29 protein-coding genes and 1 pseudogene are annotated in these 26,890 nt (G+C 49.5%); 18 read left to right on the top strand and 12 right to left on the bottom strand.

Going from position 1 to position 26,890, the window contains the following annotated elements:
• The first annotated feature begins 252 nt into the window (after window positions 1-252).
• The gene (locus L0M14_RS25510) at window positions 253-1,899 is read left to right on the top strand and encodes an S-layer homology domain-containing protein (protein ID WP_235119238.1); all 1,647 of its coding nucleotides are present in this window, start codon (window positions 253-255) and stop codon (window positions 1,897-1,899) included.
• A gap of 106 nt (window positions 1,900-2,005) precedes the next feature.
• Here L0M14_RS25510 and L0M14_RS25505 read toward each other — a convergent pair whose 3' ends face one another.
• From L0M14_RS25505 to L0M14_RS25485, 5 genes are all read right to left on the bottom strand, one after another.
• On the bottom strand, window positions 2,006-2,458 hold the full coding sequence (locus tag L0M14_RS25505) for a spore germination protein GerPE (protein ID WP_235119237.1): 453 nt from the start codon (window positions 2,456-2,458) through the stop codon (window positions 2,006-2,008).
• 1 nt (window position 2,459) lies between these two features.
• Window positions 2,460-2,639 (bottom strand): spore gernimation protein GerPD, encoded by a 180-nt coding sequence (locus tag L0M14_RS25500; RefSeq protein ID WP_235119236.1) that lies wholly within the window; start codon window positions 2,637-2,639, stop codon window positions 2,460-2,462.
• Between the two features lie 5 nt (window positions 2,640-2,644).
• A complete protein-coding gene (gene gerPC, locus L0M14_RS25495; RefSeq protein ID WP_235119235.1) occupies window positions 2,645-3,295 on the bottom strand; it encodes a spore germination protein GerPC in 651 nt (216 codons plus the stop codon).
• Window positions 3,296-3,430: 135 nt separating this feature from the next.
• The gene (locus tag L0M14_RS25490) at window positions 3,431-3,640 is read right to left on the bottom strand and encodes a spore germination protein GerPB (protein WP_235119234.1); all 210 of its coding nucleotides are present in this window, start codon (window positions 3,638-3,640) and stop codon (window positions 3,431-3,433) included.
• Window position 3,641: 1 nt separating this feature from the next.
• Window positions 3,642-3,866 (bottom strand): spore germination protein, encoded by a 225-nt coding sequence (locus L0M14_RS25485; protein WP_235123033.1) that lies wholly within the window; start codon window positions 3,864-3,866, stop codon window positions 3,642-3,644.
• A gap of 128 nt (window positions 3,867-3,994) precedes the next feature.
• Here L0M14_RS25485 and L0M14_RS25480 point away from each other — a divergent pair, with 128 nt between their 5' ends.
• Window positions 3,995-4,456 (top strand): alpha-crystallin domain-containing protein, encoded by a 462-nt coding sequence (locus L0M14_RS25480; protein ID WP_235119233.1) that lies wholly within the window; start codon window positions 3,995-3,997, stop codon window positions 4,454-4,456.
• A 211-nt stretch (window positions 4,457-4,667) separates the two neighbouring features.
• On the opposite strand, the gene L0M14_RS25475 is transcribed toward L0M14_RS25480, so the two are convergent.
• The 3 genes and pseudogenes from L0M14_RS25475 to L0M14_RS25465 form a co-directional block, all read right to left on the bottom strand.
• Entirely contained in the window at window positions 4,668-5,165 is a 498-nt protein-coding gene (locus L0M14_RS25475; protein ID WP_235119232.1) for a C40 family peptidase, read from the bottom strand.
• A gap of 161 nt (window positions 5,166-5,326) precedes the next feature.
• On the bottom strand, window positions 5,327-6,700 hold the full coding sequence (locus tag L0M14_RS25470) for a sensor histidine kinase (protein ID WP_235119231.1): 1,374 nt from the start codon (window positions 6,698-6,700) through the stop codon (window positions 5,327-5,329).
• Window positions 6,701-6,849: 149 nt separating this feature from the next.
• Window positions 6,850-7,533, bottom strand: a pseudogene (locus L0M14_RS25465) (response regulator transcription factor); the annotation flags it as partial.
• Between the two features lie 296 nt (window positions 7,534-7,829).
• Here L0M14_RS25465 and L0M14_RS25460 point away from each other — a divergent pair.
• The 9 genes from L0M14_RS25460 (at window position 7,830) to L0M14_RS32090 (ending at window position 16,013) form a co-directional block, all read left to right on the top strand.
• On the top strand, window positions 7,830-9,521 hold the full coding sequence (locus tag L0M14_RS25460; RefSeq protein ID WP_235119230.1) for a response regulator transcription factor: 1,692 nt from the start codon (window positions 7,830-7,832) through the stop codon (window positions 9,519-9,521).
• A gap of 103 nt (window positions 9,522-9,624) precedes the next feature.
• Window positions 9,625-11,199, top strand: coding sequence for a methyl-accepting chemotaxis protein (locus L0M14_RS25455; protein ID WP_235119229.1), 1,575 nt, complete (start codon window positions 9,625-9,627; stop codon window positions 11,197-11,199).
• A gap of 39 nt (window positions 11,200-11,238) precedes the next feature.
• A complete protein-coding gene (locus L0M14_RS25450) occupies window positions 11,239-11,655 on the top strand; it encodes a chemotaxis protein CheW (RefSeq protein ID WP_235119228.1) in 417 nt (138 codons plus the stop codon).
• An 8-nt stretch (window positions 11,656-11,663) separates the two neighbouring features.
• A complete protein-coding gene (locus L0M14_RS25445; protein WP_235119227.1) occupies window positions 11,664-14,288 on the top strand; it encodes a chemotaxis protein CheW in 2,625 nt (874 codons plus the stop codon).
• A gap of 21 nt (window positions 14,289-14,309) precedes the next feature.
• Window positions 14,310-14,462, top strand: a complete 153-nt coding sequence (locus tag L0M14_RS25440; protein WP_235119226.1) for a hypothetical protein — start codon at window positions 14,310-14,312, stop codon at window positions 14,460-14,462.
• A gap of 17 nt (window positions 14,463-14,479) precedes the next feature.
• Entirely contained in the window at window positions 14,480-14,650 is a 171-nt protein-coding gene (locus L0M14_RS25435; protein WP_235119225.1) for an STAS domain-containing protein, read from the top strand.
• A gap of 8 nt (window positions 14,651-14,658) precedes the next feature.
• On the top strand, window positions 14,659-15,003 hold the full coding sequence (locus L0M14_RS25430; RefSeq protein ID WP_235119224.1) for an ATP-binding protein: 345 nt from the start codon (window positions 14,659-14,661) through the stop codon (window positions 15,001-15,003).
• A 51-nt stretch (window positions 15,004-15,054) separates the two neighbouring features.
• Window positions 15,055-15,900, top strand: a complete 846-nt coding sequence (locus L0M14_RS25425) for a PP2C family protein-serine/threonine phosphatase (protein ID WP_235119223.1) — start codon at window positions 15,055-15,057, stop codon at window positions 15,898-15,900.
• Window positions 15,819-16,013, top strand: a complete 195-nt coding sequence (locus L0M14_RS32090; protein WP_350340483.1) for a SpoIIE family protein phosphatase — start codon at window positions 15,819-15,821, stop codon at window positions 16,011-16,013. The genes L0M14_RS25425 and L0M14_RS32090 overlap by 82 nt, the downstream gene beginning before the upstream one ends.
• A gap of 118 nt (window positions 16,014-16,131) precedes the next feature.
• On the opposite strand, the gene L0M14_RS25420 is transcribed toward L0M14_RS32090, so the two are convergent.
• Window positions 16,132-16,647 (bottom strand): WGxxGxxG family protein, encoded by a 516-nt coding sequence (locus tag L0M14_RS25420; RefSeq protein ID WP_235119222.1) that lies wholly within the window; start codon window positions 16,645-16,647, stop codon window positions 16,132-16,134.
• Between the two features lie 240 nt (window positions 16,648-16,887).
• On the opposite strand from L0M14_RS25420, the gene L0M14_RS25415 reads away from it, so the two are divergent.
• The gene (locus L0M14_RS25415; protein WP_235119221.1) at window positions 16,888-17,208 is read left to right on the top strand and encodes a hypothetical protein; all 321 of its coding nucleotides are present in this window, start codon (window positions 16,888-16,890) and stop codon (window positions 17,206-17,208) included.
• Between the two features lie 157 nt (window positions 17,209-17,365).
• Here L0M14_RS25415 and L0M14_RS25410 read toward each other — a convergent pair whose 3' ends face one another.
• The gene (locus L0M14_RS25410) at window positions 17,366-18,331 is read right to left on the bottom strand and encodes an aldolase catalytic domain-containing protein (protein WP_235119220.1); all 966 of its coding nucleotides are present in this window, start codon (window positions 18,329-18,331) and stop codon (window positions 17,366-17,368) included.
• A 210-nt stretch (window positions 18,332-18,541) separates the two neighbouring features.
• On the opposite strand from L0M14_RS25410, the gene L0M14_RS25405 reads away from it, so the two are divergent.
• The 3 genes from L0M14_RS25405 (at window position 18,542) to L0M14_RS25395 (ending at window position 20,832) form a co-directional block, all read left to right on the top strand.
• Complete coding sequence (locus L0M14_RS25405; protein WP_235119219.1) at window positions 18,542-19,360, top strand: inositol monophosphatase family protein; 819 nt, start codon at window positions 18,542-18,544, stop codon at window positions 19,358-19,360.
• Between the two features lie 63 nt (window positions 19,361-19,423).
• Window positions 19,424-19,843 carry a hypothetical protein gene (locus tag L0M14_RS25400; protein WP_235119218.1) on the top strand — a complete coding sequence of 140 codons (420 nt, stop codon included), beginning with the start codon at window positions 19,424-19,426 and terminating at the stop codon, window positions 19,841-19,843.
• Between the two features lie 158 nt (window positions 19,844-20,001).
• A complete protein-coding gene (locus tag L0M14_RS25395; protein ID WP_235119217.1) occupies window positions 20,002-20,832 on the top strand; it encodes a hypothetical protein in 831 nt (276 codons plus the stop codon).
• Window positions 20,833-21,376: 544 nt separating this feature from the next.
• Here the strand turns inward: L0M14_RS25395 and L0M14_RS25390 are convergent.
• Window positions 21,377-21,541 carry a hypothetical protein gene (locus tag L0M14_RS25390; protein WP_235119216.1) on the bottom strand — a complete coding sequence of 55 codons (165 nt, stop codon included), beginning with the start codon at window positions 21,539-21,541 and terminating at the stop codon, window positions 21,377-21,379.
• A gap of 1,152 nt (window positions 21,542-22,693) precedes the next feature.
• Between L0M14_RS25390 and L0M14_RS25385 the strand changes: the two genes are divergently transcribed.
• Together L0M14_RS25385 and L0M14_RS25380 are read left to right on the top strand one after the other, a co-directional pair.
• Complete coding sequence (locus L0M14_RS25385) at window positions 22,694-23,971, top strand: C39 family peptidase (protein ID WP_235119215.1); 1,278 nt, start codon at window positions 22,694-22,696, stop codon at window positions 23,969-23,971.
• 67 nt (window positions 23,972-24,038) lie between these two features.
• Window positions 24,039-24,509, top strand: coding sequence for a hypothetical protein (locus tag L0M14_RS25380; RefSeq protein WP_235119214.1), 471 nt, complete (start codon window positions 24,039-24,041; stop codon window positions 24,507-24,509).
• An 89-nt stretch (window positions 24,510-24,598) separates the two neighbouring features.
• Here L0M14_RS25380 and L0M14_RS25375 read toward each other — a convergent pair whose 3' ends face one another.
• Window positions 24,599-25,876 carry a BaiN/RdsA family NAD(P)/FAD-dependent oxidoreductase gene (locus L0M14_RS25375; protein WP_235119213.1) on the bottom strand — a complete coding sequence of 426 codons (1,278 nt, stop codon included), beginning with the start codon at window positions 25,874-25,876 and terminating at the stop codon, window positions 24,599-24,601.
• Window positions 25,877-26,217: 341 nt separating this feature from the next.
• Between L0M14_RS25375 and L0M14_RS25370 the strand changes: the two genes are divergently transcribed.
• A complete protein-coding gene (locus L0M14_RS25370; RefSeq protein ID WP_235119212.1) occupies window positions 26,218-26,793 on the top strand; it encodes a hypothetical protein in 576 nt (191 codons plus the stop codon).
• The last annotated feature ends 97 nt before the right edge of the window (window positions 26,794-26,890 follow it).

Here is a 26,890-nt window from a genome sequence, read left to right as displayed (position 1 = left end):
AAAGATGAACGTTTTATGAAAGTTAAACCTGATTCTAGATTCCCAAGCAGCCAGGACGATCATTTTGTGGGTATGTGGACGAGGTTGTGGATATTGTGGATAGTTTGTTGATGATTCTGTGGATAAGTCGGATCAAGAGGGAGAGTTATGCCCAAATTAAGATGCTGTCCAATATTTACACTTTGCGCATTCGCAGCCTTTCTTGCATGATAGATCAATAGAGACTATCAACGAGGGAGATGACACCAGACGATGGAGAAGCCGAGGAAACGTGCGAAAACTGCCCTCATCGTTACGCTAGCGTTGGCAGTAGGGATGATCGGAGCAGGGAAGGAAAAGTCTGTATATGCGGAAGCAGCTTCAGCGCAAGGGAAGTTTAACATGTCCTACATGTACTTCGGCAGCCCGTCGTCTTATGTATCCCAAGTAGATAAGAGTGGACAGACACTGAACGTCGTATCCCCCAGTTATTTTCATCTTAACGAGGACGGAACACTTCAGATTTCTGATATCGATAAAAGCTTTATTACCGAAATGCATAACAGGGGCATTAAAGTCGTCCCTTTTTTAAGCAATGATTTTGACCGAGCTATAGGGCAAAAAGGGATTGATCAGCGGAACGCGCTGGTGAAGCAGATTGTCGCTGCTGTAAAAGCTAATAATCTGGACGGCATTGACGTGGATATTGAAAATGTGAGTGAAACGTACCGTGATGCTTTCACGGACCTGGTTCGGCAGCTGCATAATCAGCTGCCTGCCTCTGCGGAGGTTTCGGTAGCGGTAGCTGCTAATCCATCGGGGACTACCAAAGGATGGGTGGCCGCATTCGATTACAAGGCATTGGCTGATGTGAGCGACTACCTGATGCTGATGGCTTACGATGAAAGCTACCCGGGCGACCCTACACCGGGGCCTGTCGCTAGCTTGCCCTTTGTGGAAAAATCCATTCAGTATGCACTGAAGCAGATCCCGTCCAGCAAGCTGGTACTGGGTGTGCCGTTCTATGGACGTTACTGGAATCAGGACGCAGCATCAAACGGAGCGGGCTTGTCCAATTTAACCATTGAGAAGCTGATTCAGACTTACAAAGGTACCGTAGCCTTCGATACAGCTAGCCAGTCGCCCAAAGTAACGTTCACGATTCACGATTCGGACCCGTCTACGACGGTGAACGGCAAAAAGCTGCCATCCGGCAGCTACACGGTTTGGTATGAGAATGAGCAATCCCTGAAAGCTAAGCTGGAATTGGTCAAGAAGTACAATTTGAAGGGCACTGGCAGCTGGAGCTTGAACCAGGAGACAGCCTCAACATGGAATTATTACGCTCTGTGGGCGGACGGCTTTTACTTTACCGATATGCAGACCCACTGGGCGCAGGCAGATGTGCTGGCCGCGGCGAACCGTGGCTGGATGCTCGGCACAGCTACGGACACGTTCGCGCCTGACGCGGCGCTCACCCGGGCTGAAGCGGCGGTCATTCTGGTCCGCGCGCTGGGCCTGAAGAGCGATGCGTCTACGGCTTCCGCCGCCGCATCGTTCAAGGATGTGCCGGTCACCCATTGGGCCCGGCAGGAGATCGCCATCGCGAAGCAAAGCGGGCTGATCCAGGGGATCAGCGACAGCCGCTTCGCGCCGGATCAACCCATCACGCGGGAAGAGATGGCTGCGCTGCTCTCCCGCGTGGTGAAAACGACTTCGCCGGGGGCCACTTCGTCATCGGCGAAGACCAGCTTCTCCGACGTGCCGGCTTCCAGCTGGTCGTACGACGCGATCACGGCTATGAGCCGTATGGGCGTCGTCGAAGGCTTCCCAAGCGGCACGTTCCGCCCCAAGGCGTCGCTAACGCGCGCCGAGATGGCTGCGCTGCTCGGCCGTGTAGCTCCGCTGCTCGGCAAATAGCCGCTAAGGCTTTTGCCGAAGCAGGCTGGTGCGAGCCGAGCCAGCCGAAGCGAACTGAGCGAGTCGAAGCTAGCCGGAAGCTTGCAACAGTCGATAAGGAGCACAATTAGCCCTGCGCTTCGGTAACATTCTGCCACTCGCCAAGGCCAATATCCGTGCCCAGCTTAACGAAGGTGGTCTTCTGCTGCGGCCCTGGCTTTGGCTTCACGAATTGGCGGATATTCTTCACTCTCGCTTCCGCTTCGATGTTCGTATTGCTTCCAACTTGAAGCACAGCGGATGAGGAAATACCAAGGACGCGGATTGCGTTGACCTTGATGCAGGATCCCCAGTTATTCACGATCATTTCGACAGGTTCCCCCGGCTGTGGCTGGGGGAACGGTCTGTTGAAGACAGATGACTCGAAGTTCCCCTCATTGCCGTAATAGATGGGCACCTCCCGCTGTACCGCGAAAACTCTTGTTTTGAGCGTCGTTGTAACATTATCCCCGATATGAAGCGTGCTGCTGGAGGATAAGTCATTGATGGCAATCCATCCGACAAAGGATAGCCTAGGCATGTTACTGTTCTCCTGCCAAAGGTACAAACGGACTGATGATGACAGATTCCGGCGGTGTATCAAACATAGAGGACAACGTAATGTTAACCGTATCTCCGATTAAAAACATCGAGGAGCTCGCTACCCCGACAATGCGTACATTCCCCACACACAGTTCTTTATTCTCTACTTGAAAGATCACGGCACTCACTCTTCCTTTCGCGGCAGATTTGAGATATAAGCTTCAATCGCGCTCAAGATGTCCTTCTTGGTTTTGTCCAGAATACTCGTTTGGACCGCTTCGATAGGCTCCTGAAAGCCGGCGCTTCGAAATTGATGTACATAATGCCCAATCCGATGATCAAGCTGTCTGCGGATGTCATCCAGAATCATTTCCCTGTATCCGTCATCCAGATGATAGCGGTACTTCTCTTCCAATTGCCTCATGTCATCAAAGACGTCCTGTTCCAAATATTGATCAATTCCGCTGGTCACCTGCTGCTGCATGGCCCCGTTATCTTTACCGGAAACTCCAGGAGGGGAAGGAGGAGCAGCACTGATCTCCTGTCCTTCACCGACAGGCTTGCCGTTAACCGTGAAATCGTCGACATGGTCTGTGACGCCCGGATGTACGCCGATGGTCAGCGTCCCTTCCAGTCGTTCTACTTTCAATTGATCGAATTTGTATTCAATGCGGTCGATATGTATTTGCTTTTGATCCTTGGCGGTTTTCATTTGCTCAACTTCCGTCTGCAGCTTCTGCAGCGTCTGCTCCAAGGCATCGATTCGCTGTTTCTGAGCTTCGACATATGCGCACAGCTGCTGTGTCCACTGCTGCCAAGTCATCGGAGTATGCATCGGATAAGCACCTCATTTACTTCATGGAATGTCTTCTGCTTCCGTAGGCTGGCGAAGTCCGGACTTACCGCGAGCGCACGAATCTCGGCGCGTAATGCGTCGCCGACGCATGGCGGCGTTCAAACGTCCACGAATTCAGGTCGGCGGAGGAAGGGGAACTAACGAAACCGGATTTGTGCCACTGGTGCCGACCTGGGGAGCGGGCTCGATAAAGCCGCCGGTGTTATACAAGTTGGATAAGGACCGGATCGACCCGGCGCTCCCGATTTGCAGCACGGAGGAGTTGGCTACCGAATCGACCCGTAAATTCTGAATCATGATGGTTTGATGGATGATCCAGTTCATGCTAGATGACCACCCCGCTTGCATTGGCATCGATCAGATCGGAATCATTGGTTATGGTTGTGCTGTAAGCATTATAGATACGAGGAAAATCACCGGTATTAAAAGATCCGGCTCCTGCAAAGGTTTTGGATGAACTGACCGGCGATATGATGACGGAATCGCCAAAATGAACGACGGAGCTTGGACCTACACTCAAAATACTCACACTGCCTACGATCGATGGCATAGCTGCTTCCTCGCTTTCGGCTGTTCTCCTTGCAGTATATGTGGTCATCCGCCTAGGGGTGCTTCCTTGCAGGGGTGTCACATCCGGGCGCATACACATATACTGTAGGGAAAAATGGGGTGATGAGCTTGAGCGGTTATAATCGCCAGCCGTGGTTGAAATGGGATCAAATTGAAAAGTTCCTGGGTCAAAAGTTGCCTTTCGGTGAAAAAGGGCAGACCTTTCTAGATAATATGACGTGGGTTGAAGGATATGTACAGGACGTGCTGAAAAAAGCTGCAGATGGCTTTCAAAACGCCAATATCGCAGGCGGGAAAGCAGCAGGCACGGAGACCTTCGAGACGCACGATCACATTATTGTTCATGTGAAGCTGCCCAAGGAAGAAGATCCGAGAGCTATGCAGGTGTTTGTTAAGTCCAATCAGATTAAGTTAACCGGATTCGTGAATGGAAAAAACCAAATTATCAAGCTGCCTTCGCTCGTGCTGCCTAGAACGGCGCGGGTACGCTACAAGACGCGTACCTTGCAAATTCAGATTCGCAAGCGCGGGCTGAAGGAGCAGTATCAGGAAGCGTATATTCGGTTCTAAACAAACGAAGCCTCCCCGATATTTTAAGGGGAGGCTGAAACTGTTGATAAACTGGAATGAAGAGATCAGTAGTTTTCGGAGAAGCGTAGCGGTCGCCTTTGACAGTCAACAGCGATCGGAGAAAAGCTGCTGAAGCTCGTAATGGAACCTAATTTTATCAACAAGAGATGTCTTCACCTTCCCCAATCTTACGGGGAGGCTTCAAGCAACATTATAATACGCGTCGGGCTGTCATATAGCGGGATGACCAAGTGCCGCTGCTGAGCTTCGTGATCCGCACACCGCCTGCGCCGTACGTATGCAGCAGGTTTCCGTTCCCGATATAGATGGCTGCATGGTTAATGACACCTGGTCTTCCAGGTACGGAGAAGAAGACAAGATCTCCCGCGCGCAGCTGGCTTCGAGGAACGAAATAGCCTGCGTGAGCCTGCTGCTTCGAGCTTCTCGGCAGATTGACGCCGATGCGTTTAAATACATATTGAGTAAACGAAGAGCAGTCAAAGGTGCTTGTCTGCCCGGCCTTGGAGCCGAACTGATAAGGTCTGCCCAGGTACTGCTTTCCGATCGAGATGACTTGATTCGCACGTGATGTGGACGACACCGCCGCCTCGGCTGCATGAGGGGCGCTTGCCATTCCCGCAGATAGTCCGATCGTCACGCTTAATGCCGCGATGACTAGCTTCTTGTACCACTTCTGTTGGTTTTTCATAACGTCCTCCTTGAGCTTTGTTGTGGGTGATCGCTTTCACCTAAGCCCAAGTATAGCAGACGAAAAACCGCCTAAGATTTGCTTGAACGTCCGCGGCAGCCTGCGGGAGTAAGGACAATTGATTATTCTGAGAGAACGATGAGATTTCCGTGAAAATATTTTTATTGACAGGTCCTTGGCAGACTCACCGTAACCGACGTGCCCTCTCCCAAGCGGCTGTCAAAGGATATGGTGCCCTCATGGGACTTGACGATGTTTGCAGCGATGGCAAGCCCCAGCCCTACACCGCCAAGCTTGCGGCTCCGCGCTTTGTCAGTGCGGTAGAACCGGTCGAACAAGTGAGGGAGATCCTCCTCAGCAATTCCGATACCTTGGTCTGTCACCTGTAATCTCAAGGTATCCGCAGAGGCTTGGCTCAGTTCTACAGTCACGGACTTGGAGCTGTATTTCAAGGCGTTGTCCAGCAAAATGATCAGAAGCTGCTTGATTTTATAAGGATCTCCCGTCATTTGAAACTCTTCAGCTGCTGTTTGCAGTTCGATCTCACGACCGGATGTTACTCTCATGGACGAGCAGGTGACTTGAACCAAGGCGACAAGGTCGAAGGGCTCGCCGTGCTTGCAGCTTTCCTTTTCTGTTTCCATAAGAGACAGCAGGTTTTGGGTAAGCCGCTTTAATTGAGCAGTTTCCGACTGAATGGCGTCTAGTGCCTCCTCGCGCAGGTCGGCGTCTTTAAGGGCCCAGCGTTTGAGCAGGCTTGCGTAGCTTTCGATCACCGTCAAGGGCGTCCGCAGCTCATGGGAGGCGTCGGCTAGGAACTGCTCTTGCTTATGAAAGGTTTCTTCTAACCGGTCCATCATGCGGTTGAACGTGGAGCCAAGCAGAGTCAGCTCATCAGGATGATCTTTTCGGCGGGGCTTTCTCTTCAATTCAATACGGCGGAAGGCGCCGCTCTCTTCGATATTTTGCATCGTAGAGATTAGCTGGTGAAGCGGGTGAAAGATCACTTTGATGTACAAATAACCGCTGCTTAGGGCAAGGATCACCGCTCCCGCCAAGGTAAGGGTTAATATGGATATCAGCGTGTTGGAGTATTCGCCGAGCTTTCTAAGACTGCGTCCGATCTCCAGTGTGGCAACCTGATGCCCATTATCATACACAGGCGTCTCTACAAAGATAAAAATGCCGTCCTGTGTGTGACGGGTAGCCACCGTTTCATGGTTGGTGTATACGGGCTCGTATTGCATCAATTTTTCATCGGAGAAAATTTGATGCTGCACCTTTCCGTCTGCTGTGATGTAACGAATCATTTCCTGGGGAATCAGAAATTCGTCCAAATGCCCGGGACCGTTCCAATATTCCGGATGTCCGGGCAGATCGCGCAGCAGGAGGGTATGGGACTTTTCCTTCAGCAATTCGATTTCACCATTGGTGGTGACACGGATGAACATAACATAAACGAAGATGAAGCTAAGCAGTAAGATGAGTGTAAGGCCTGCGGTCACCCAGACCGTTATTTTTACTTTTAGGCTCATAGGATGGACGCTTCGTCCCCATTCATAGATACCGCATCGGGTATCGACTCGTGAGGAGGATCCACCGCCAGGGCTTGTTCCGAGACCTCCGCATCAACCGCAACGGTATCGACGGTATCACCCCGATAGCCGGTGGAGGCCGGCTCGGCTTTCACCATATATCCCACTCCCCTGATCGTATGAATCAGTTTTGAAGAGAAGGGTTTGTCAATTTTTTGGCGCAAATAACGGATGTACACATCTACCACATTCGTATCCCCGACGAAATCGTACCCCCACACTTCCGTGATGATTTGTTCTCGGCTCATCACTTCATCCTTGTGCTGAATCAAGAACCTCAGCAGATCGAATTCCGTCGGCGTTAGCTCAATCGGCGTTCCCTCCCGCTGAACAGCCCTGCTTTTCATGTCCATCGTAAGGTCGTCGACCTTCATGACATGCTGCTCAGGCTCAGGCTGTTCCTGCGTGGTCTTCTGCCGAAGCAGACTGCGGATTCGCGCCAGCAGCTCTTCCGTGGCAAACGGCTTCGTCACATAGTCGTTAGCGCCTTGGTCAAGACCGCTTACTCGGTCGGGGACGGCATCTCTTGCGGTTAAGAGGATGACGGGAAGCGAGCTGCTGACCAAACGAAGGCGGCGGAGCACCTCTAAGCCGCTCATCTCTGGCAGCATAATGTCAAGCAGAACTAGGTCCCACTGCTCGGTTTCGAGCGCAGCTGCCAGCCCGCTTTTTCCATCCGCCTCTACATGCACTTCATAGCCCTCATGCTCAAGCTCAAGCTGCAGAACTCTCGCGATTCGCTGTTCATCCTCGATAAGCAATATTTGACTCATGAATCCGCCTCTTCTCACATAGATGTAGCTTCTTCTAGGTTGTGCAACCTAGGCTGCAAGCATGCGGCGGGCGGGGGGCAGGACAATATCTCATCATATTTATGGTGTCTGTGACATCTGATGGCGCGTTGAGGCAAGATGTCTAACCCAGTGCCGGATCGTTTACGGCATACGGATTCTAGAATGTGCATGCAGCTAAATAATGGCTGTTGTTTTTCCAGGCAGGGATGTTTTCCGGACAGGAGGAATTTGTACAGAAATACATCAAGATGCAACGACAAGTGAGGGCACGGTATATGAAATTACTTCAAATTAGCAAGCTGCAAGGCTTGCAAGATGCTTATGCATCTCTTTGCCATTTGACGATCATCACAATCGACGAAGCAGGCCGCCCTCTGACAGAGCTATCAGGTGAGGGCCTTTCTCCGGAACATTTACTTGAGGATAAGTATGACCTTCTTTCTTATTTGGCTGCGCTTACTTCACCGATCGTGTACGAAAATGAGGTTGGTTTGAAGATGATAGCGGCTCCTATAACAGGGGAAATAGGGAAGAGGTTATTTGTGCTGGCAGGAGTATGGCGAGAGGCCTTTGAGCCTGCCGGGGCTTTGATGAATGCGCCGATATGGCAAGCTGCGGATGCAGCTGCTGCCATGAATCAGATAACATGTCTGGCACAGACTGCGCAAAGTCTCCTGCAGCAGGAGGTTAAGGAGAAGAAGCATGCAGAGAGGCTGCAGCTTCTGCGCATGCTTAGTTTGCTTCCAAGGGAACGGGAAAGTAAGGATTGGCTCGAGAGCGTTATTCATATTTTTCTAAAAATTAGTGAATTACAGTTTGCTGGTTTTGCCGCGAAGGGAGCTGGAGAGAGGTACGTGCTGCAAGCTTGCTGCGGTGAGCTTGATGGTCTTAAACGGCTTGTCGGAGCGAGCTTTTATACGGGGGAGGGATTGCTCGGGCATGCAGCTCTTACTCAGACTTTGGGCTACTGGGAGGAGCTCGACGAAGATCCGAGAAGCTCCCTATTTACCGAAAAGGGGATAAAGGTACAGCTTCTGATTGCCTACCCGATTCATTGCGGCGGGCAGCGCTATGGCATCCTGTTCGGAGGAAGCGGCGCTTCTTCCGGCTTGTCCGAGGAGACGGCGGATTTGGGAGGGCTGCTAGCCGGCCAGCTGGCAAATGATCTGCATCACTTACGTATGCAGGCCCAAGCCGTGAAAGAAAAAAAGCTGAATCGGGCTTTGCTGGAGCTGTCCCAGGCCATGTCCAGCTTAACGGACCCCGAGGACCTGAGCCGCATCGCTGTGCAGTTCATCCTTCGTGACACCGGCGCGGCTATGGCTGCTGTTCGATTGAAGATGAGGCCCTTGATTGGTCTGGATCGTCAAGAGGGTGAACTGCTTGGGGCTTACACAGAGAGAGCTCCCTTCACGGTGGAGCAGCGCCGTGCTCTCAAGCCGCAATCGAGCGAGTGGAAGGGAAAACGCCTCATTGAGGTTTCTTTCATGGCTCAAGGCGAGTGCAAGGGCCTGATTGCCGCTGCGTTTGACGATGCGGAGAGCGGGAAGGAAGCGTGTTGGTTTCTGGAAATGGCCGGACAGCTGCTCGCCCATCGAACAGGCAGTCATGTGCTTTCTATTCCGATCCCGGATCAGGAGGAAGTGGTCTTATCGCTGCGCCCTATAGGAACGGATTCCTATACAGTGCCAGTCATTACCGCGGAGACAATGCCGCCCGCAGGCCAGCTGCACGTCCGCAGCTTCCCCGCTGCTGGCGTTCAGGAGAAGCTGACAAGCAGGGAAGCCGAGGTGCTGAACCTTGTCATACAGGGGCTTAGCAACACACAAATCGCGGAGCGGCTGTGCATTAGCGCCCATACGGTCAAAAATCATATGACTAAGATCTTTGACAAGCTCGGTGTTGCCGACCGTACTCAAACGCTTGCCATGTGCCTTCAATCCTCCATAGGAAGCATTTCCTGCTAGGCAGCGGCAGGTGCGGAGCAAAGATAAGAATCGAAGGGGATATCCGCCAGGGTTGTTTCCCTTCACAATAAGCTTAAGATGACTGACTTGGGAGGAATGCAACATGAAATTTACGATTCGATTAAAGTTAATTCTCAGTTTCGCAGCGGTAATTCTCTTATTGATTGCCACGGGGGTCGTTTCGATCGTCGAAATGAACTCGATGGGGAACAAGGCGACTGAAGTAAAAGATTCCTACATGCCAAGCGTCGTTGCGCTGGGGCAAATTCGGAAGAATCTGCTCGACACCAGAGGTTGGGTGATTCGGTATGCTGTAGAAGATAACGCGGCAGGCAAGGAAGATGCCAAGAAGGCTATTGATGCCAATTTAAATGCACAAAAAGACATGGAGAAAATCTATGAAGCTACTATAACCTCCGCGGAAGAAAGAAGTCTTTATGAAGAATATAAAAATAATTGGAATTCCTACGTTGGGCAAATTCCAACGATTTTAGAAGCTAGTAGCAGCGGTAAAAGCGCCTCTGAAGTCAATGCTTTATTGGATAAATCACTGGTTGATTTGGGCAAAGCTTCTGATGCGTTGGACAAAGACGTCGACTTAAATAACAACGGTGCGACAACTTCGATTGAATCAGCGGTGAATAGTTATAAAGCGGGAAGAACCATTGTCATGATCTTGGTTATTCTTGCAGCCATCGTAGCAGCGGTGCTCGCGCTGGTCATCGCCCAATCGATTGCAAATTCGGCCCAAAAGCTGGTTACAGCGCTTCAGAAAATTGCCTCCGGCGATATGAGAGAGCACGTTGAGATTCGCACGAAAGATGAGATGGGCGAGCTTGCATCCTCGCTGAATGAGATGACAGGCAAGCTGCGTTCCTTGATCGGTCAAATCATGTCGTCTTCTCAAAGCTTAGCGGCAGCCTCGGAGCAGATCTCGGCAAGCTCTGAAGAGATTGCGGGCGGGACCACGACTCAGGCTTCCGCAGCGCAGACGATTAACGAACTGTTCAAAGATTTATCGAGAGCGATTGAATCGGTTGCCAAAAGCGCTGAGACGGCCTCCGAGCTTTCCGGCAACACGAGAAGAGGGGCCGAGCAAGGCGGACGTGTTGTGCAGGCATCTATGGACGGTATTCAGAAGCTGAATAAGCAAATGTCTTTGCTGAAAGAAGATTCGAACAAAATCGGGGATATCATCGAGGTCATTGATGAGATTGCCGAGCAGACGAACCTGCTTGCTTTGAATGCCGCGATTGAAGCGGCTAGAGCCGGCGAGCAAGGCCGCGGATTCGCTGTCGTTGCGGAGGAAGTGCGCAAGCTGGCGGAACGCAGTTCTTCGGCCACGAAGGAAATCGGACTTATTATCGGCGGCATGCAGGAAAATACGCAGAACAGCGTGAAGGCTCTTGCTGATACCGTTGAGATGTCGCAGCAGACAGGCGAAGCGCTGGACAGCATCATCGGCAAGGTCAACGAAACTGCGCAGCAGGTGTCGGAGATTGCGGCAGCCAGCGAGGAGCAGGCGGCTCAATCTAGCGAAGTGCTCTCCGCAATCGAAGCCATTGCTTCGGCTAGTGAAGAGGCAGCGGCTGCTGCGGAAGAGACAGCTTCTTCTTCCCAGTCGCTAGCCATGCTGGCTGAAGACCTGAACCGTTCCGTGTCCTTGTTCAAGATCTAGCAATATGGAAGTTCGGTTAGGTAAGGGGTGAACGTGTACGTGACAGGACAATATATTGAGTTTGCCGTCCAAGAAGAGAAGTATGGGATAGGTCTGGAGCACATTCACGAAATCATCCGCATGCAGGAAATCACACATGTGCCAGGAGCCAGGCCTTATATGGAAGGGGTTATCAATCTGCGGGGAAGCATTATCCCGATTATCTCTCTGCGAAGCCGCTTCAACATGGAGAAGATTTCATATTCAAAATCAACAAGAATTATCGTGGTCCATCGGGATGACATGCTGGTGGGGCTAATTGTAGACATGGTTCTTCAGGTGGTAGCCTTGACGGATATTGGTCCTCCTCCGGAGAGGATGGGGGTTATGGATGGCTGCTTGATCAGCGGTGTCGGGCAATCCGGCGGCGAGTTAGTCGGCATTTTGAAAGTGGAACAGATACTGGAGACGGGGTAGGGGAGAACATGACGACAGACCATACGAACTCAGCTTACCTCGGAGTGTATCTGGACGAGCTTGAGGAGCAGCTGCAAATTCTCGACGAGGAATGCTTGCGGCTGGAGCAGGAAGGCGCAATGGCGGAGACGATCCAGCGGATGTTCCGGGCGGCCCACACGCTGAAGGGCTCATCCGCGGCCATGGGTTTTCATTCCATCCAAGATATTACGCATAAAGTGGAGACGGTATTCGACGGGATCCGAAGCGGCCGTTTGGCTGTCGAATCCAAGCTGATCGACACGGTGTTTGCCGCACTGGATGTGCTGCGGCTGCTGAAAGGAGCGATCCTTACCGGCAACATGCATGAAGTTGATGCGAGTGCGGTTGTGCAGCGGTTAGAGCACTTTGCCAGAGCAATCGAGAACGGCGGCTCTGAAGGCTCAAGCGTTGCAAGCGTTGCAAGCGGTGATGCGGACGCAGGTGAGGCTTACAGCGCAATGGACGGAGTCGAGGAGAATCCCTGGATCCGGCTGGATGACTATCAACAAGAAGCAGTACGAGCAGCCATTGAGAACGGCTATAAAGTACAGGCTGTTTATGCCAGACTGCAGCCCGACGCGGCCATGAAACCGATTCGTGCACTCCTGATTTATAACAACCTTCGGGAGCTTGGAGAAATCATCGTCACCTTCCCGGATGCGGAAGCGCTCGAGAAAGATGAGAATTATCAGGGATATTTGATGTTTATCCTGATCACAACGGAATCCGAGCAGGCGATTATTCATTGTATGAATCAGATCGCCCAAATCGATACCTTTCATATTCAAGCTGTTACGCCTTGTAATTTGGACGCTTTTGAAAAGGGTACGCGTATTGAGGTTGTGCAATCCGAATGGAAGCAGGAGTCTCTTCATGAGCTGTCTGAACGCACGGTGAGCGATGCGGAGACCAAAGTGAAGGTCAATCCGACTGTACGGGTTGACGTGGAGCGCTTGGAGAGACTGATGAATTACGTAGGTGAGCTGATAATCGACAATACGCGGCTGCACGAGGTCAAAAACAGGCTCCATACCCACTATCGCGACGATAGTGATGTCGCGCTTCTCAGCGATATCTCCAATCATCTTAGCCGTGTCATCAGTGAGCTGCAGGATGGCATGATGAAGACCCGTATGCTCCCGATTGAGCAGCTATTCAGCCGCTTCCCGCGTGTTGTCAGAGATATTGCGCAAAAGTCGGAGAAAGAGATTGAGTTCATCATGGAGGGCAAGGAAACGGAGCTGGACCGAACGCTCATCGAGGAGCTCGGCGATCCGATCCTTCATATTCTGCGTAATGCAGCTGATCATGGTCTGGAGAAGGCCGATGAGCGGATGAAGTCCGGAAAGCCCGCAAAGGGACGGATCGTGCTGAAAGCCGCTCATCAGGAAAACCAGATCGTCATCACCATTACCGACGACGGCCGGGGGATCGACCCGCAAAGAATTAAACAATCGGCCATTAACAAAGGCTTCATCACGGAAGCGGAAGCAGCCAAAATGACCGATCGGGAGCTTATTTTCCTCATCTTCCATGCAGGTTTCTCCACGGCTTCCTCTGTTACGGATCTATCCGGTCGCGGTGTGGGCATGGATATTGTCAGATCGCATATCGAGAAGCTGAACGGAATTATCGATATTCATACGAAGCTGGGAGAAGGAACGGAGTTTACGATTAAATTGCCGCTTACGCTGGCTATCATACGTTCTCTGCTGATCAAGCTGGCCAATCAGACCTTTGCGGTGCCTTTGGTCAATGTCATTGAAATTCTGCGGCTTTCGAGCGAAGAGATCCGGCACTTGCAAGGTCAAGAGGTTTGTGTCATTCGCGGCTCGGTATTTCCGCTAGTCCGCGTTCATAAGAGGCTTGGTATCACAAGCAGCGCAGTATCCAAGCATAAACGCTTGTTTGTCGTGATGCTTGGTATCGCCGACAAGCGGGTATGCTTGGTCGTCGACGGACTCGTCGGCAATCAGGAGATTGTGATCAAAACGCTAGGCTCTTATGTAGGGAATGTGCCCTATATCGCCGGCTCTACCATTCTGGGCAACGGCAATGTGGCGCTTATTCTTGATGTAGGGTCGCTAGTCAGGGAAGAAGGCTCCATGCCCGTAGCAGGACATCAAGATCTGCTGAAGGAAGTGGGAGATCGAAGAGAGGAACGTCAGCTAGTCACCTTCACCCTCGATCAAGTCAGGTACGCCTTGGATATTCGGTCGGTTAGGGAGATTATTACTGTTCCTTATATTTCGAAGCTCGTTTCAACTCCAGAGCATGTCCTTGGCATCATTAAGCTGCGGGGCAATACGCTGCCCGTTCTGGATTTACGTTCGCACTTTCAGCTAACGAAGCAGGAGCATACAAGAAAGACGCGCATCATTGTCGTCGAGCTTTACGGCAAAGAGTTCGGATTGCTAGTGGATCAGGTGACGGAAGTGAGTAAGATTCGTCATGATGAACTCGTGCCCGTTCCGAAGGAGCTCGTCGAGCTGGGGAGAGACTTGATCGATCAGGTCTACGAAAGGGATGGAAGGTTCGTCATGCTGCTGCTATTGGAACGGCTCGTACCTTTGCAGCAGCTTGAAGGCTTGGCAGCTCATGCTTTTGCATAATGAAGAGGGATGTGACTAAGCATGAGAATCGAGAGTGTTCATGGTATTGAACAGCTGGTCTGGCAGCAGGACGTAACACTTAAGAATGTGGATGAATTTCGGGCTGCCGTTTCCCAATTGATGGAACGGGGGAAAGGAAGTACATCATTGATTTATCAGACGTCGCATATCTGAACAGTGCTGCTCTGGGCGTGATCGCGGATGCCGCTTTGCAGGCGGGACGCAGTGGCAGGCAGTTGGTTATATCCGGTGCTAGGGCGGCAGTAGCTGAAATCTTAGCTATCGTTCGCTTTGATACGTTTATGCATATCTTTACTAGCGTTGAGGAAGCCTACGAGTTCTATCAACTATCGGAAGGATGATCGGGTCCTTGAAGCAGCAGTGCAGGCAGCGGACGATCACGAGCATAACGGAAATACTGGAAGCAATGCAGGTATCTATGGAGTATTCCAGGGAAGCTGGATTTACAGGCAGCAAGCCTCATCTGGTGCAATTGATTACGGAAGAGGCCTGCACCAATGCATGGGAATACCAGGCGGCTGCAGGTCGCTTCGGCTTTGAGATACAATGGTATCTGGATGATATGAGTCTGGAGATCACCGTCTTTCAGCAGGAAGGCTGCTTCGCGCTTCCTCGAGTAGGAGCTCCCCCGAAGGATCCCGGGGACGGGGGCTTCTTCTTATTCAAAGCATTGCGGATGAGGTTCGCTGTATAGTCAGCCCGGCATTTACCGCGTTATGGATGCGTATGCAGAGAGGGGGCAGTCATGAAGGATAGCGGCAAAAGGAACCGAAAAGGACGGGGGCTTCGTCCTGCTGCGTCAGTCTGCGCTATTCTCGCTGTGCTCATCAGCGGTCCTGAACCATTGATTTTGTACAAGGCCGTGCAGCTGCTGCTCCTGACGCCGGCATTTGTGCTCATATGGCATAGGGGCAAAGGACATTCACAAGAAGGAGCTGCGGGAGCGGCAGGCGAAGGCGATGAATATACCTATGCAGACAATCGTCATAAGGATCTGCATCTGGCGAAGCTCATTCAACAAAGTCTGCTTAGCCAGCCCCTTCGTACGGAGGGGATTACGATCGAAGGCAGGTATATTCCTTCCCATCCTCTCGGGGGGGATATGTACGCATGGTATCAGCTGGAGGAGCATCGATATGGGATCATGATCATGGATGTGATGGGCAGCGGTGTTGCGGCATCCTTGGTCTGTATGTCGATCCGTTCACTACTCGAAGGCATCATACGTAAATGTGTAGATCCTGAGATCGTCATGATGGAGCTGAATGCTCATATGTACAAGCTTTTTCGCAAAACGAACAGTCCCTTGCCTTTTTATTTTACGGCTCTTTATGCAGTGATCGATACGCGAAGCCATACGCTGGAATATATCAACGCGGGGCATACTTCCGGGTTTTTGGTACACGGGGAAACCGGGATGACTGAGCTCGGCTCGACGTCTGTACCGATCGGCATGATGAACAGTCCCATTCTGAAAAAAAGACTCTCAGCTACGCCCGTCCAGGCCGTATGGTCCTCTATACGGACGGCCTTATCGAGGTTCCCGGTTCGTCCATTCAGGCTAGGCAGGAGCAGGTCAAGATTACGTTAGCTGCTCACCGTGATGTGCCGATGGAGGAATTTATGGACACACTGCTCCGGAGCAGCCAAGAGAAGCGAAACGGTCAGCCTGACGATATTTGTGTAATCGGTATTGATGTATAAGAGGCATTCTCGAGAAGCGGCTGATGGAGCCGCCGCCCGGGAATGCCTCTTTGTAACATGAGATGCGTTTCCATCTTAACAATCTCGCTCATCTGCCAAGTTGAGCTGGTCGTTCTCCTTATCTGACTTTGTTTCTGCCTGAGAGTCCGAGCAGTCCGATGAGTCCGAGCAATCCCAGCCAACCCCAGCCGCTTCGCGTGTTGGTATCCGCCGCATAAGCACGATAGCTGTTAGTTCCTGCATAGTTGGTTCCATAAGTCGAGAAGGAGCTGTTGGTTAAATTTTGTGCAGCAGAGTTCGCCTGATAGCCATTGTAGGTAGCGGCTGTAGCTGACGACATAGGCCTATAGGGAGCTGACGGGAGGCCGTAGGAAGCCGAAGTCCGGGAACTATAAGGGGAATTGCCGATACCGAAGGAGGTATAAGGATATACGCCAACGCCATAGGCGGAATTCGTAGTCCCCTCTGCATTTGCACCGTAAGCTTGATAAGGACCGTATCCGGATGAAACAATCTGTCCTTGGCTTGCTGCTTGCAGCGAAGGGTTTGTCGAGTAGGAATTGGTTTCCGCAGAAGCGGGCACAGCCGCAAACATAGATAGGCAGACCGCCGATAATATCGCTAGCTTCTTCATGCCATTGCACTCCTTTGCGTAATAGAATACTGCTAGCTTAGTATGAGCTCCGGCAGCCAAATCTATTTGAAAACTTGCCTCGCAGCTTTAACCCAATTACTGGTGCATAAAGGATTAGGCAAAGCTCATCCAGCCCGTCATTATAGATTTCTCATAAGGAGTGTGCTAACGCCTAGTCCATCTTTCTGGATTTGTTCATAAGCTAGACTGATGACGTGAACAAAAGGAGTACTGGTGAGCATGAGTATACTTCCGAAGAAAAAGCTTGAAGCTGTAAGAAGCACGCGTAGAGTTGCCATCGTGCTTCGAGATCAGGATGCCGTAGGCGTTGTGTATGCGGAGATAAAGGGTCAGCTTCCGGCTAGGGATAGGTTGCTGGAGGCAATCAAAAGTATCGAGAACGGTGAAATCTACAGCGATCAAGACTGCACGCAGTTAATTGACGAAGAGTACATCGAGGTGTTTCGAAGGAAGGGAGCAAAGATTATAGATAGGGATTTCGTCTTCCTTATCGAAAGGAAATATGCCGAGGATCATATTGTTAGTGTGAAGCTGGTCTAATCAGACAGGAACAAGGGTTCTCCGCATCCTGAGCGATATCGTTATAGGGACAGTACGTCATAGACCGGAAACCGGTATAAAGCGAAATGGCAGTAAAAAAACCCCCTTTGGTTAGAACCTAGAACCAAAGGGGGTTAGCCGCTGTGCACGACCTTATTTATGCCTTTTGAGCGGAAGGAGCAGTTTCTGGAGATGTCAGCTTGTCGTAAAACTCGACACATTTATCCCGGTCTGCGCTGTTGAGATGCGCCATAGCGGTACGCGGATGCTCGTCGAGGGCACCTACGATCATGTAAGGGATGAGATAGCCCCAATCCCACTTTTGACGCATACCGATCATATGCTTTTCGATAATCTCCAGCACTGGACGTACGTCATAGCGCGGATTTTTCAAATTGCTGAGCAGCAGCTCGGTTGTGCAGTTGCCCGCTGCCCGTCCCATTCCGTATACGGAGGAATCGAGGAACGTAACGCCTTTGTCTGCACCCATGAGGGTGTTGGAGAAGGCAAGCTGCATGTTGTTGTGCATGTGCAGGCCGAGCTCTTTTTCAGGAAGAAGGCGTTGGAATTTCGTTACCAAGTAGTCGATATCTTTGTAGTCCATGCTGCCGTAGGAGTCTACAATGTAGACAACGTCTACCGGGCTTTTGTTGATATCTTCGAATGCCTCAACCAATTCGTTCTCCATAACATGAGAGAGCGCCATGATGTTGAGGGAGGTCTCGTAGCCCATATCGTGGAACTTGCGAACAAGTTCAAGCCCCTTGTCTACATCCTTGATGTAGCAGGCAACACGGATCAAGTCCAGCAAGCTGTCTTCACGAGGCAGGATATCATTCTCATCGACGCGGCCGATATCGACAAGCGCAGAGAGCTTAGTGTCGGTCTTGCGGGTGATGACGTCGCGCAGGAAGGCTTCGTTCAGAAATCTCCAAGGACCTGAACTGCCGCCTTTCAGCAGTTTCTCGGAATTTTTATAACCGATTTCCATATATTCTACGCCGGCAGCGCTTAAGCCCCGATACATATCTTGGACAAACTCTACACTGAAATCCCAATCATTCACCAAGCCGCCGTCGCGAATGGTGCAATCCAAAATTTTGTGATGATGATGCTTTACCATACCTCTGTGTGCCCCTTCCTGCTAGAAAAAATTGTCGCTTCTGATTTTGCTATATTATCACTTATTCACAGGCTGCTTGTCAATGAAAGTATGGCGCCGAGTTGTATGCAACTTTCTGTCGGTTCCGGCGTTACACTAGTTAGCAATAGCAAGTGCATAGGGAAATGAATCCTATTTGGATTTGAAAAGAAACAGAACGGGGGAGTCTCTATGGAGCGAACGGTTTTTTTTGAGCTTACGGATGCCAGAGAAGTGGCTGTACAAGCAGCCCGGATGGCAGGGGAGTTGGCCAGGGGGAGATTTGGGAGCGAGCTGGCAATCGAGCAAAAAGGACATCGAGGAGATGTAGTGACAGAGGTGGATGTCCAGGCAGATCGGATGATTGTCGAACGGATTATGCAGGCGTTTCCGAGCCATCGTATTTACAGTGAAGAAGCTGGAGAAGGAGGATGCGCAAGCGACTATGTGTGGCATGTAGATCCGCTGGATGGAACAAATAATTACGCTCTGGGTATTCCTTTGTATGGCGTTTCCATCTCACTGAGCTTCCGTGGACAAGTAGTGGTGGGCGTGGTTCATGATTCGATGCTCCAGCTGACCTACTCCGCTGTAAAAGGCGAAGGGGCTTGGCTCGGTGAGCAGAGGCTGCAGGCGCAGCCTGGGGGAGATCTGGCAAAATCGACGATATCGTGGATTCAGGGCCATGCCGTTGGAAAGAAGGATCAGCAGGCTCTGAAGGTGAGGCATAATTTGGAGCTGCAGCTAAAAAGAGTGCTCCGCGTATGGGCGCCTTCGCTGACGTGGGCGATGCTGGCCAGAGGTGACCTGCATGGTATCGTGCTATACAACTCGGAAGGCGAGGATCTCTATGCGGGATTGCTGCTTGCGCAGGAGGCCGGAGTAAGGATCACGGATTTCGCCGGAAATCCGATCGATCGGGTGGAAGCAGGGACGGCACCTTACATGGTCGCCGCGGTACCCAACTATCACGATGAGCTGCTGCGAATTGTGCAGGAGGTTATAGAATAAGCAGAGTTGGCAAATGCTATAGGCATATTTCACATGAGGAAAGCAGAAAGGATGCCGGAGAGAATGGACAGCTTTGTACCGATTTTTTTTGAATTTGATCAGCAGCGGGATGCTTATCTGGCGCTAGACACATTGGAAGAGCTAGGCTATAAGCCTGAATTTGTGCAGGAGGCGGATAAGCCGACGCTTCATATCCATGTGGATGAGCAGGATATCACATCAGCTCTTGAAATCGCTCAGGCCCACGGTGGCAGATTGATGGAGAATGTAAAGACTCAGCGTGAGGAGGCGACGTACGCTATGGCTTATGATTTGGAAAATTCAATTCGGATACCTGCCCATACGGTTAATGAAGATTGGCCGGAAGGCTACGCTACACAGAACAGCGCCTACGCTTCAGATGAGGTTCCGACTGATGAGGAAGCTGCATTCGATCCTTCGGCGGACGATTACAACCATTTCAGTGCCGGGATCCGATTCTAAGGCATGTTGAAACGGACTTCCACCTTGTTAGGGCTTAGGCTTGCGTCAGTGCGCAGGTCTACAGCCTTTTTTTGTTGGGTATAGTAGGGCTATGCAACACTTTTTAGCAGGACTCGTCTGAGAGTGTACATAACGTTGAATCGGTAGGAGGGGTTAGTATGCGGTTTATGCTCATAGCAGGGCTCGCCGTAATGGTGATAGCAGGGACGGCGGGCTGTAAGGAAGCGAACGGTGGAAATGTAGGGAATGGAGAAGCATCCTCGTCATCTCCGCATGTGACAGCAATGCCAACCCCGGGAACCTCGATAGCGCCGTCCCCTTCGGCTGTTCCGACCGCATCAGCACCTACGGTGAAGCCTTCCAGTTCCGCAACGCCTGCGCCTGGCTCGAAGCCGGCGGGAGATGCTTCCGGTAGCGGTACGGCGGCTCCACAGAATAGCGGCAAGCCGGAAGATGCAGGGACCTCCGGCGAGGATCAGGCCAAGCAGCAGGTAGAGGGCAGAGCTGCAGAAGTGATTCAAGCGCTCCGCGCGAAGGATATGAAGAAGCTGGCCAGTCTCGTGCACCCAGAAAAAGGCGTGCAGTTCTCTCCTTATTCGTATATTGATCCTAAGAAGGATGTGCGAATCGAAGCGGGTAAGCTGCAAGCCCTATGGAAAGAGGGGACACAGATGACTTGGGGCAGCTATGACGGCTCAGGTGAGCCTATAACGATGGGACTTCAAGGGTATTTTGACAAGTTCGTCTACAACCAGGATTACGCCGCTGCGCCGGATATTGGCTATAACCGGATTATCGGCAAGGGCAACATGGTCAATAACGTATTCGAGGTCTATCCGAAGGATCGGTATACAACGGTGGAGTACCACTTCAGCGGCTTTGATCCAAAGTTTGAGGGCAATGACTGGTGCAGTCTTCGGTTGGTTTTTGAAAAAGTGAAGCAGGATTGGATGCTGGTCGCTGTTATCCATGATCAGCATACGATGTAGGGCTGGGGATTGCCGCTAGTACAATGTCAGCTTTGAGGCTGGTAGAATACTTCAAACTATATAAGTGCGATAAACAAAACGGCAAACGAATTCTAGCTGCACAAACTTATTCCTCAATATTTTACACCAACGTAGCACAAATCTTGGTTAACACGAGGTCTATCCCCTAATTCTATATTAACTAAAAATTCTGAATTTGGATTTCGCCATTAAAACCAAAGAGTCGAACAGCCATTAAAAATAGCTCTGTCCATTTGGTGAATTTATGGGGAATTTCATTATCTTATGTTTTTTCGACCTCGGGAAACTCGACTAGGCTTGCGCTGAATTCGGTCGAACCATTTATTTAATGGCTTCCAAAGCAATGCTTTTAACCAACGATACAAATCTAAAAGTGTGACGTTTCCGTTGCTCCTTGTTTTACTAAGAAGAATAGGCAAAATTCAATGAGTGCAATCCAGACTTGGTTCAGTACAGCACGTTCGCTGGTTTCATAGAATGACTTGACGTTGATTCATATCCACTTGAAAAAGGTCTCTATAGCTTAACGTTTACGGTACATTTCGCTAACTTCTTCAGCTCCGAGATCGAAAAAATTCGTCACGATTGCTAGTATATTTCCTTCAGTATCCGTCGTATGAACCAAGCGCAGTACATTCTCCATTCGCTTCTGTGGAGTACCCACATAGACCATTTCATCCGATAACACGTTGCTCTCTGAGGGAAGCTTAGAGGCATGAATGGGCCTAATGACGGCGGGTTTTCCTTAATTCGGAAACAAAGAGTAGCGATCAAATGCCGCATAATTGACATACCCACGTTCGAAGACGTTAGTAGCTCCTTCTTCGTCAATCAGAGCATCCACTTGGGTGCGGTCATTCTGTTTAGCCGGTGTTATGACAGATTTTGGAACAACGTCATGCTCATCCACAAAGACAAGGCGTAAGTGAATCTTGATGCCTGCCTTTTTTGCGAAAAACAGCCCACTTGTACTTTTGCAAACAAAGTCCTACCATGGTTGAACCGATAAATTTAAAGTCTATTCGATATTTCGTGAGACTAGCTGGTTTAAGAGTACGGGCGACGAGAGGTGCAAAGAGTCGCTCCAGTAAAACGGAATCTATCTGATTATGTTTTCGACTTAATTGCGCCGCTGAGATTGATTCAAGCTCGAGTTCCTTCTGGAATTCTTCCGATAGAACATCGTCAGCTATTTCTCGCAATCCAACCCGTTGCTGCAATTGAGCATGTAGGAATAACTTTAGGTAGGCCGATGTCGTCAGTTTTTCACGTACTTATCTTGATTAGCCTTAGCGATATGTTCTTTGGAAGTTTTGAAACAAATTGGCTCAAGCCGTTTACCAAATGAAGGTGCTGATCCTTTTCAGTGGATTATGGACAAGAACTACCTACCATTCCATTGTTTGTAAAGGATTTTATTTGTGTTTGGATTTAATAAAGTCAGAAGATTGTGAAATTTCGGAGAAATTTGATGAAAAGCTAGTGAATATTTTATCATTAAATTAGGATTTATTTACAATTCTAGCGATATTAATTTTAAGACAAAACGTTAACGGATATCCAAATAGCATTAGGAGTTGCTGATACAGATGCTATTTTGGTTATAGTATTCTTTGTGAGTAATCAAATATGAGTTCTTGTAATGCAATCATTTTTTTATAGTCTTATAGACTCTTAGATATCTGATGTTTCGTCAAATTTAAACAATACATATAGTAAAATCCATTTTGGTTCCATATATTTGGTTAATTTGGCATATATTCATTTTAATGCAAATAATGGTATAAATAAGTTGCGACATAACCTGCGCAGGTCAAATTCGAAATTATTGGAGGATCTCATGAAATTGTTTAAACCAGCAAAAATATTAGTATTAGCGCTCTCCATTTCAAGTATCTTTTCATCAATACCAGTATTTGCATCTGATCTTAAAGATAACTATGTTCCAGAAAAAATAAGCCCTGAAGCTGCAATGAAGGCAGCAGCATGGCAAATGATTTCGGAAACCAGAGACGGAAGTGATATAAGTGAATGGAGCAAGGATAATACTAAACTTAGAGTAGCCAAGCCAATTGAAGTTTATGATCCATCTGGGGAACATGTTGCTTACTTGGTAAATTCATTTAATGGAGATCGAGCCGCTGGTTATGTAATGGTAAGTGCATTTTTAGATGATGAACCAATTATAGCGTGGTCTGATTCTGGCGATGGAATAACCACAGATAAATTTAAAAATGCTCTTAATAAAAATAAAAATGAAATAAAAAAGCAAGAACTTGTATGGTTTGGTGGAGTCGATATAGGTGGAAAATTTATTTACAATGATAATTCAGTAAGTATGATTAATGTAGAAGGTAAAGAGTTAAAAGAAATTAAATCAAAAACAATAAATGAGAAGGATGAGAAATATCCTAAGCCTGTAAAAATAAACGATAATTATAGGGAAGACTGGAAAGCTATTAACAAAATAGTTGTAGGAGCGCCAGGACAAAATAATCCATCCGACGGTGTGTCGGACATCGATCCTAACGGGTGGGAGGCGAACTACCTTAGTATTGATAAAAATTACATAAACACCAGTGTAAACCAAAAACAGTGGTATTACACAACAAGTGGTGGTGTGCAACAGGCGACAGGTTGTTCTCCAACGGCTGGTTCTAATATAATGAAGTATTGGTCAGATAAGGGCTATACAAGTTTGGTTCCCGTATTTCAAACTCAAGTTGTGAGTGATTTAAGAGCAACAATGGGAACCACCCAAAGTTCAAACAGGACGGGAGTAACTTCTCCCTCAAATATCGATGATGGTCTTCAGGCGTACGCAAGGGCACATCAACGTCCAAGTGCTATTTCAAAAAATGATAATTTATCAAATTTTTCTGCAGTTAAAACAGAAATAGACGCACAACGACCTGCTCTACAAAGTTATTGGAATCAAACTTATTTTGGTGACCACACTGTAACATTAGTTGGCTACAAGCACTACATAAGGAATTTTTACACTCAGGATTCATACTATGTTGTAGCTCGAAATAATTTTGTAAACGATAGTACTTTCAATGTGTGGGTAAAGTGGGGAACTTGGAACACAAATGTATTAACCACATTCACGCCATAGTTATAATTAAGCAGGTGTTGCATGAATAGTTTATGCAACACCTAGCCTTACAACTAGGGGGTTGATCATGAAAAGATGGATTATAGGCATTATATGCCTGTTTGTTGTTTTAGGGGGAATTTATATCGTTAACTCAAAAAGGACATTTACGGTTGATGAAGTGAAGAGTGTACTCGCAAAGATGGATTTAGAACCCATTAAAATAAGATATAGCATGAATTACGCCCACAATGAGAGACCATGGTTAGTATTGGCTAAACATAAGATCACTCAAAAAGAATTTGTTATTATTATTTATTCAGATGGCACGATTGAAAGCACTGAATTGGGCACAACAAATGGAGATTTGTCATATTCTGAAATGCTAGATATAGCAAAAAGCTATGCCAATAACGATACGGGCTTTGTTGATAATAACCTATCGTTAGAGGTAACGACAGATAAGCTAGTCTATTGGACTCTTCCCATCAATGGAAGCAGCGGTGAATATTTGTATTTTACGCTTAAGGGAGATCAAATGAAGAATACACCACATTAGCATGATAAAGTTTATCCATTGGTAATCCACTTCACAAAATACTACATGCAACATGACATTATTAGCGAGTCATCTAACTCGCTTCTTTTTTACGTACTGGACGCGTTATTACTCCACTCCGCCGCGCTTTTGCCTGCTGTATAGCCGGTCGCGAAAGCGGCAGTGATGTTATATCCGCCGGTATACCCGTGGATGTCCAGAATTTCCCCGCAGAAGTATAGCCCTTTCATCAGCTTCGACCCCATGGTTCGGGGGTCGATCTCCTTCAGGTGGATGCCGCCTCCTGTCACAAAAGCCTCCTCGATGGACAAGGTTCCATGCACGGAGACAGGAAATGCTTTGAGCAGCTTGCACAGCTCCTGCCAGTTCGTCTTCGGAATATGATCATACGTCAGCTGCTCGTCCAGCCCTGATTTCTCCAATATAATAGGAAGAAGCCGCTCGGATACGATGGATTTCAGTACGTTTTTGATCGCTTTTTTGGAGTCCGCTTTGGCCATCCCAAGCGTCTCCGAGACCAGCTCGTCCAAGCTTTTGTCCGGGAAGAGATCGATGGTCGTGCGAGCCTCTTTTCGCTCGGCCTTCGCCAGCTCCTTCACGACGAATTGGCTGCAACGCAGCGCGATCGGACCGGACAGGCCGAAATGTGTAAAGAGCATGTCCCCGCGGTGCGTGATGATACATTTGCCCTTGGCGTTCCAGACGGACAGCGCCACGTCCCGCAGGGAAAGTCCTTGCAGCTCCCGGCTGCGGATGAAGGGCTCCTTCGAGGTCAGAGGGACCTCGGTGGGAAACAATTCCGTGATGGTGTGCCCCGCATCACGGGCCCATTCATAACCGTCTCCCGTGGAGCCGGTATGGGGCACAGAGCAGCCGCCGGATGCAATAATGACCGAGCTGCTGTGGAAAACTTCGCCCCGCTTGGTGAGGATGCCCCGCACCTCGCCCTCCGCGTACAGCACCTTGTCCACAGGACTGTTCGTGCGGATATCCACGCCCTGCTTGCGCACTTGATTAACGAGCGCATCTACGACAGTTTTGGCTTTGTCGGTAACGGGGAACATGCGTCCGTTATCTTCTTCCTTTAAACGGATGCCGAGATTTTCAAAGAAAGCGATAATGTCTTTATTGCTGAACTGGGAAAAAGCGCTGTGCAGAAAGCGTCCGTTGCCTGGAATATGTTTGATCAGTTCATCCAGCTCTTTATTGTTCGTTACATTACATCTTCCGCCCCCGGAGATCCCGAGCTTGCGGCCCAGCTTGTCTCCTTTATCAACGAGCAGCACACTTGCCCCGTCGGCGCTGGCGGCTATGGCAGCCATTAATCCGGCGGAGCCTCCGCCGATTACAATTGCATCAAACTTCATGAAGGACCTCTATTAGCTAGTTTTCTTCCATCATAGCATGGGAATGCGGGAGTTCAAAGGGGACCGGATGTGCAGGGAGCCTCTCAGAGAAAGCAGCCTTGCAGCTTCGGTAATTCCGAACGATAGCGAATCCTAGGTACCGTTGTAACTGCAGCGGTCAACCCCCTAGTTTTGGCTTTGCAAAGCCCAAGCGATCCTGAGCTTCTTGTCGAAGAAGGGGGGCTTGTAGGTTCAATTCGAGGGAATAGCAGATTTTCAGGAAACATTCATCTACGGTTCATCGGGCGTTCATCTGGCTTTGTTAGGGTAGAAGGCAGATTGAAACCATAAGGGGGATCGCCATGAATATTTCTAGCGCAAGTTCCAGTTATTTGTATAAGTCCTATTTGCAGACTGCCTCCGGATCCAATGCCCTTCAAACCAGCAGCTCGGATTCCAGTACGGCAGCAAGCTCCGACAAAACCTCGGATGATTCCGTAGAGCTTAGTGCGGAAGCGCTCCAATTGTACGCTCAGTTACAAGCCTCTTCATCTGATTCTTCGGAAACGGATGAGAGTGTTACTTCTATAGAGACAGAAGATACGGCCTCAGCCGTGTCCAAGGGACATATGGGCCCGCCGCCGGGAGGAAGACCTCCTGGTGGACCAGGGGGCCCAGGTGGACCTGGTGGGCCAGGCGGACCAGGAGGAGCAGAAGGAGCCTCGTCAAAGGACGATGCCACTTTGCAGTCTATCCTTCAATCGCTCAGTGATGACGATGATGAAGACGACGATGACAGCGATGATGATGACAGCAGCATCCAAGCTGCCAACAGCAATGCAGCTAACAATCTGCAAGAGCTGCTGAAAAAAGCCTACAGTGTAGGAAAAGTAGACGCATCCGCAGAGACTTCTGCGATCCTGAATCTGCAAGCTTAATCACAAAAACCGACGAAACGAGCGGCTGCACAAGCCTGGTTTCTGTCGGTTTTTTTTTTTATATATAGGGTGCTTTTATAATAGATATTCGCCATCG

This window comes from Paenibacillus hexagrammi (assembly GCF_021513275.1).
Classification (GTDB): domain Bacteria; phylum Bacillota; class Bacilli; order Paenibacillales; family NBRC-103111; genus Paenibacillus_E; species Paenibacillus_E hexagrammi.
Note: the sequence above shows the minus strand (reverse complement) of the source record. Positions and strands in the feature narration are given on the sequence as shown.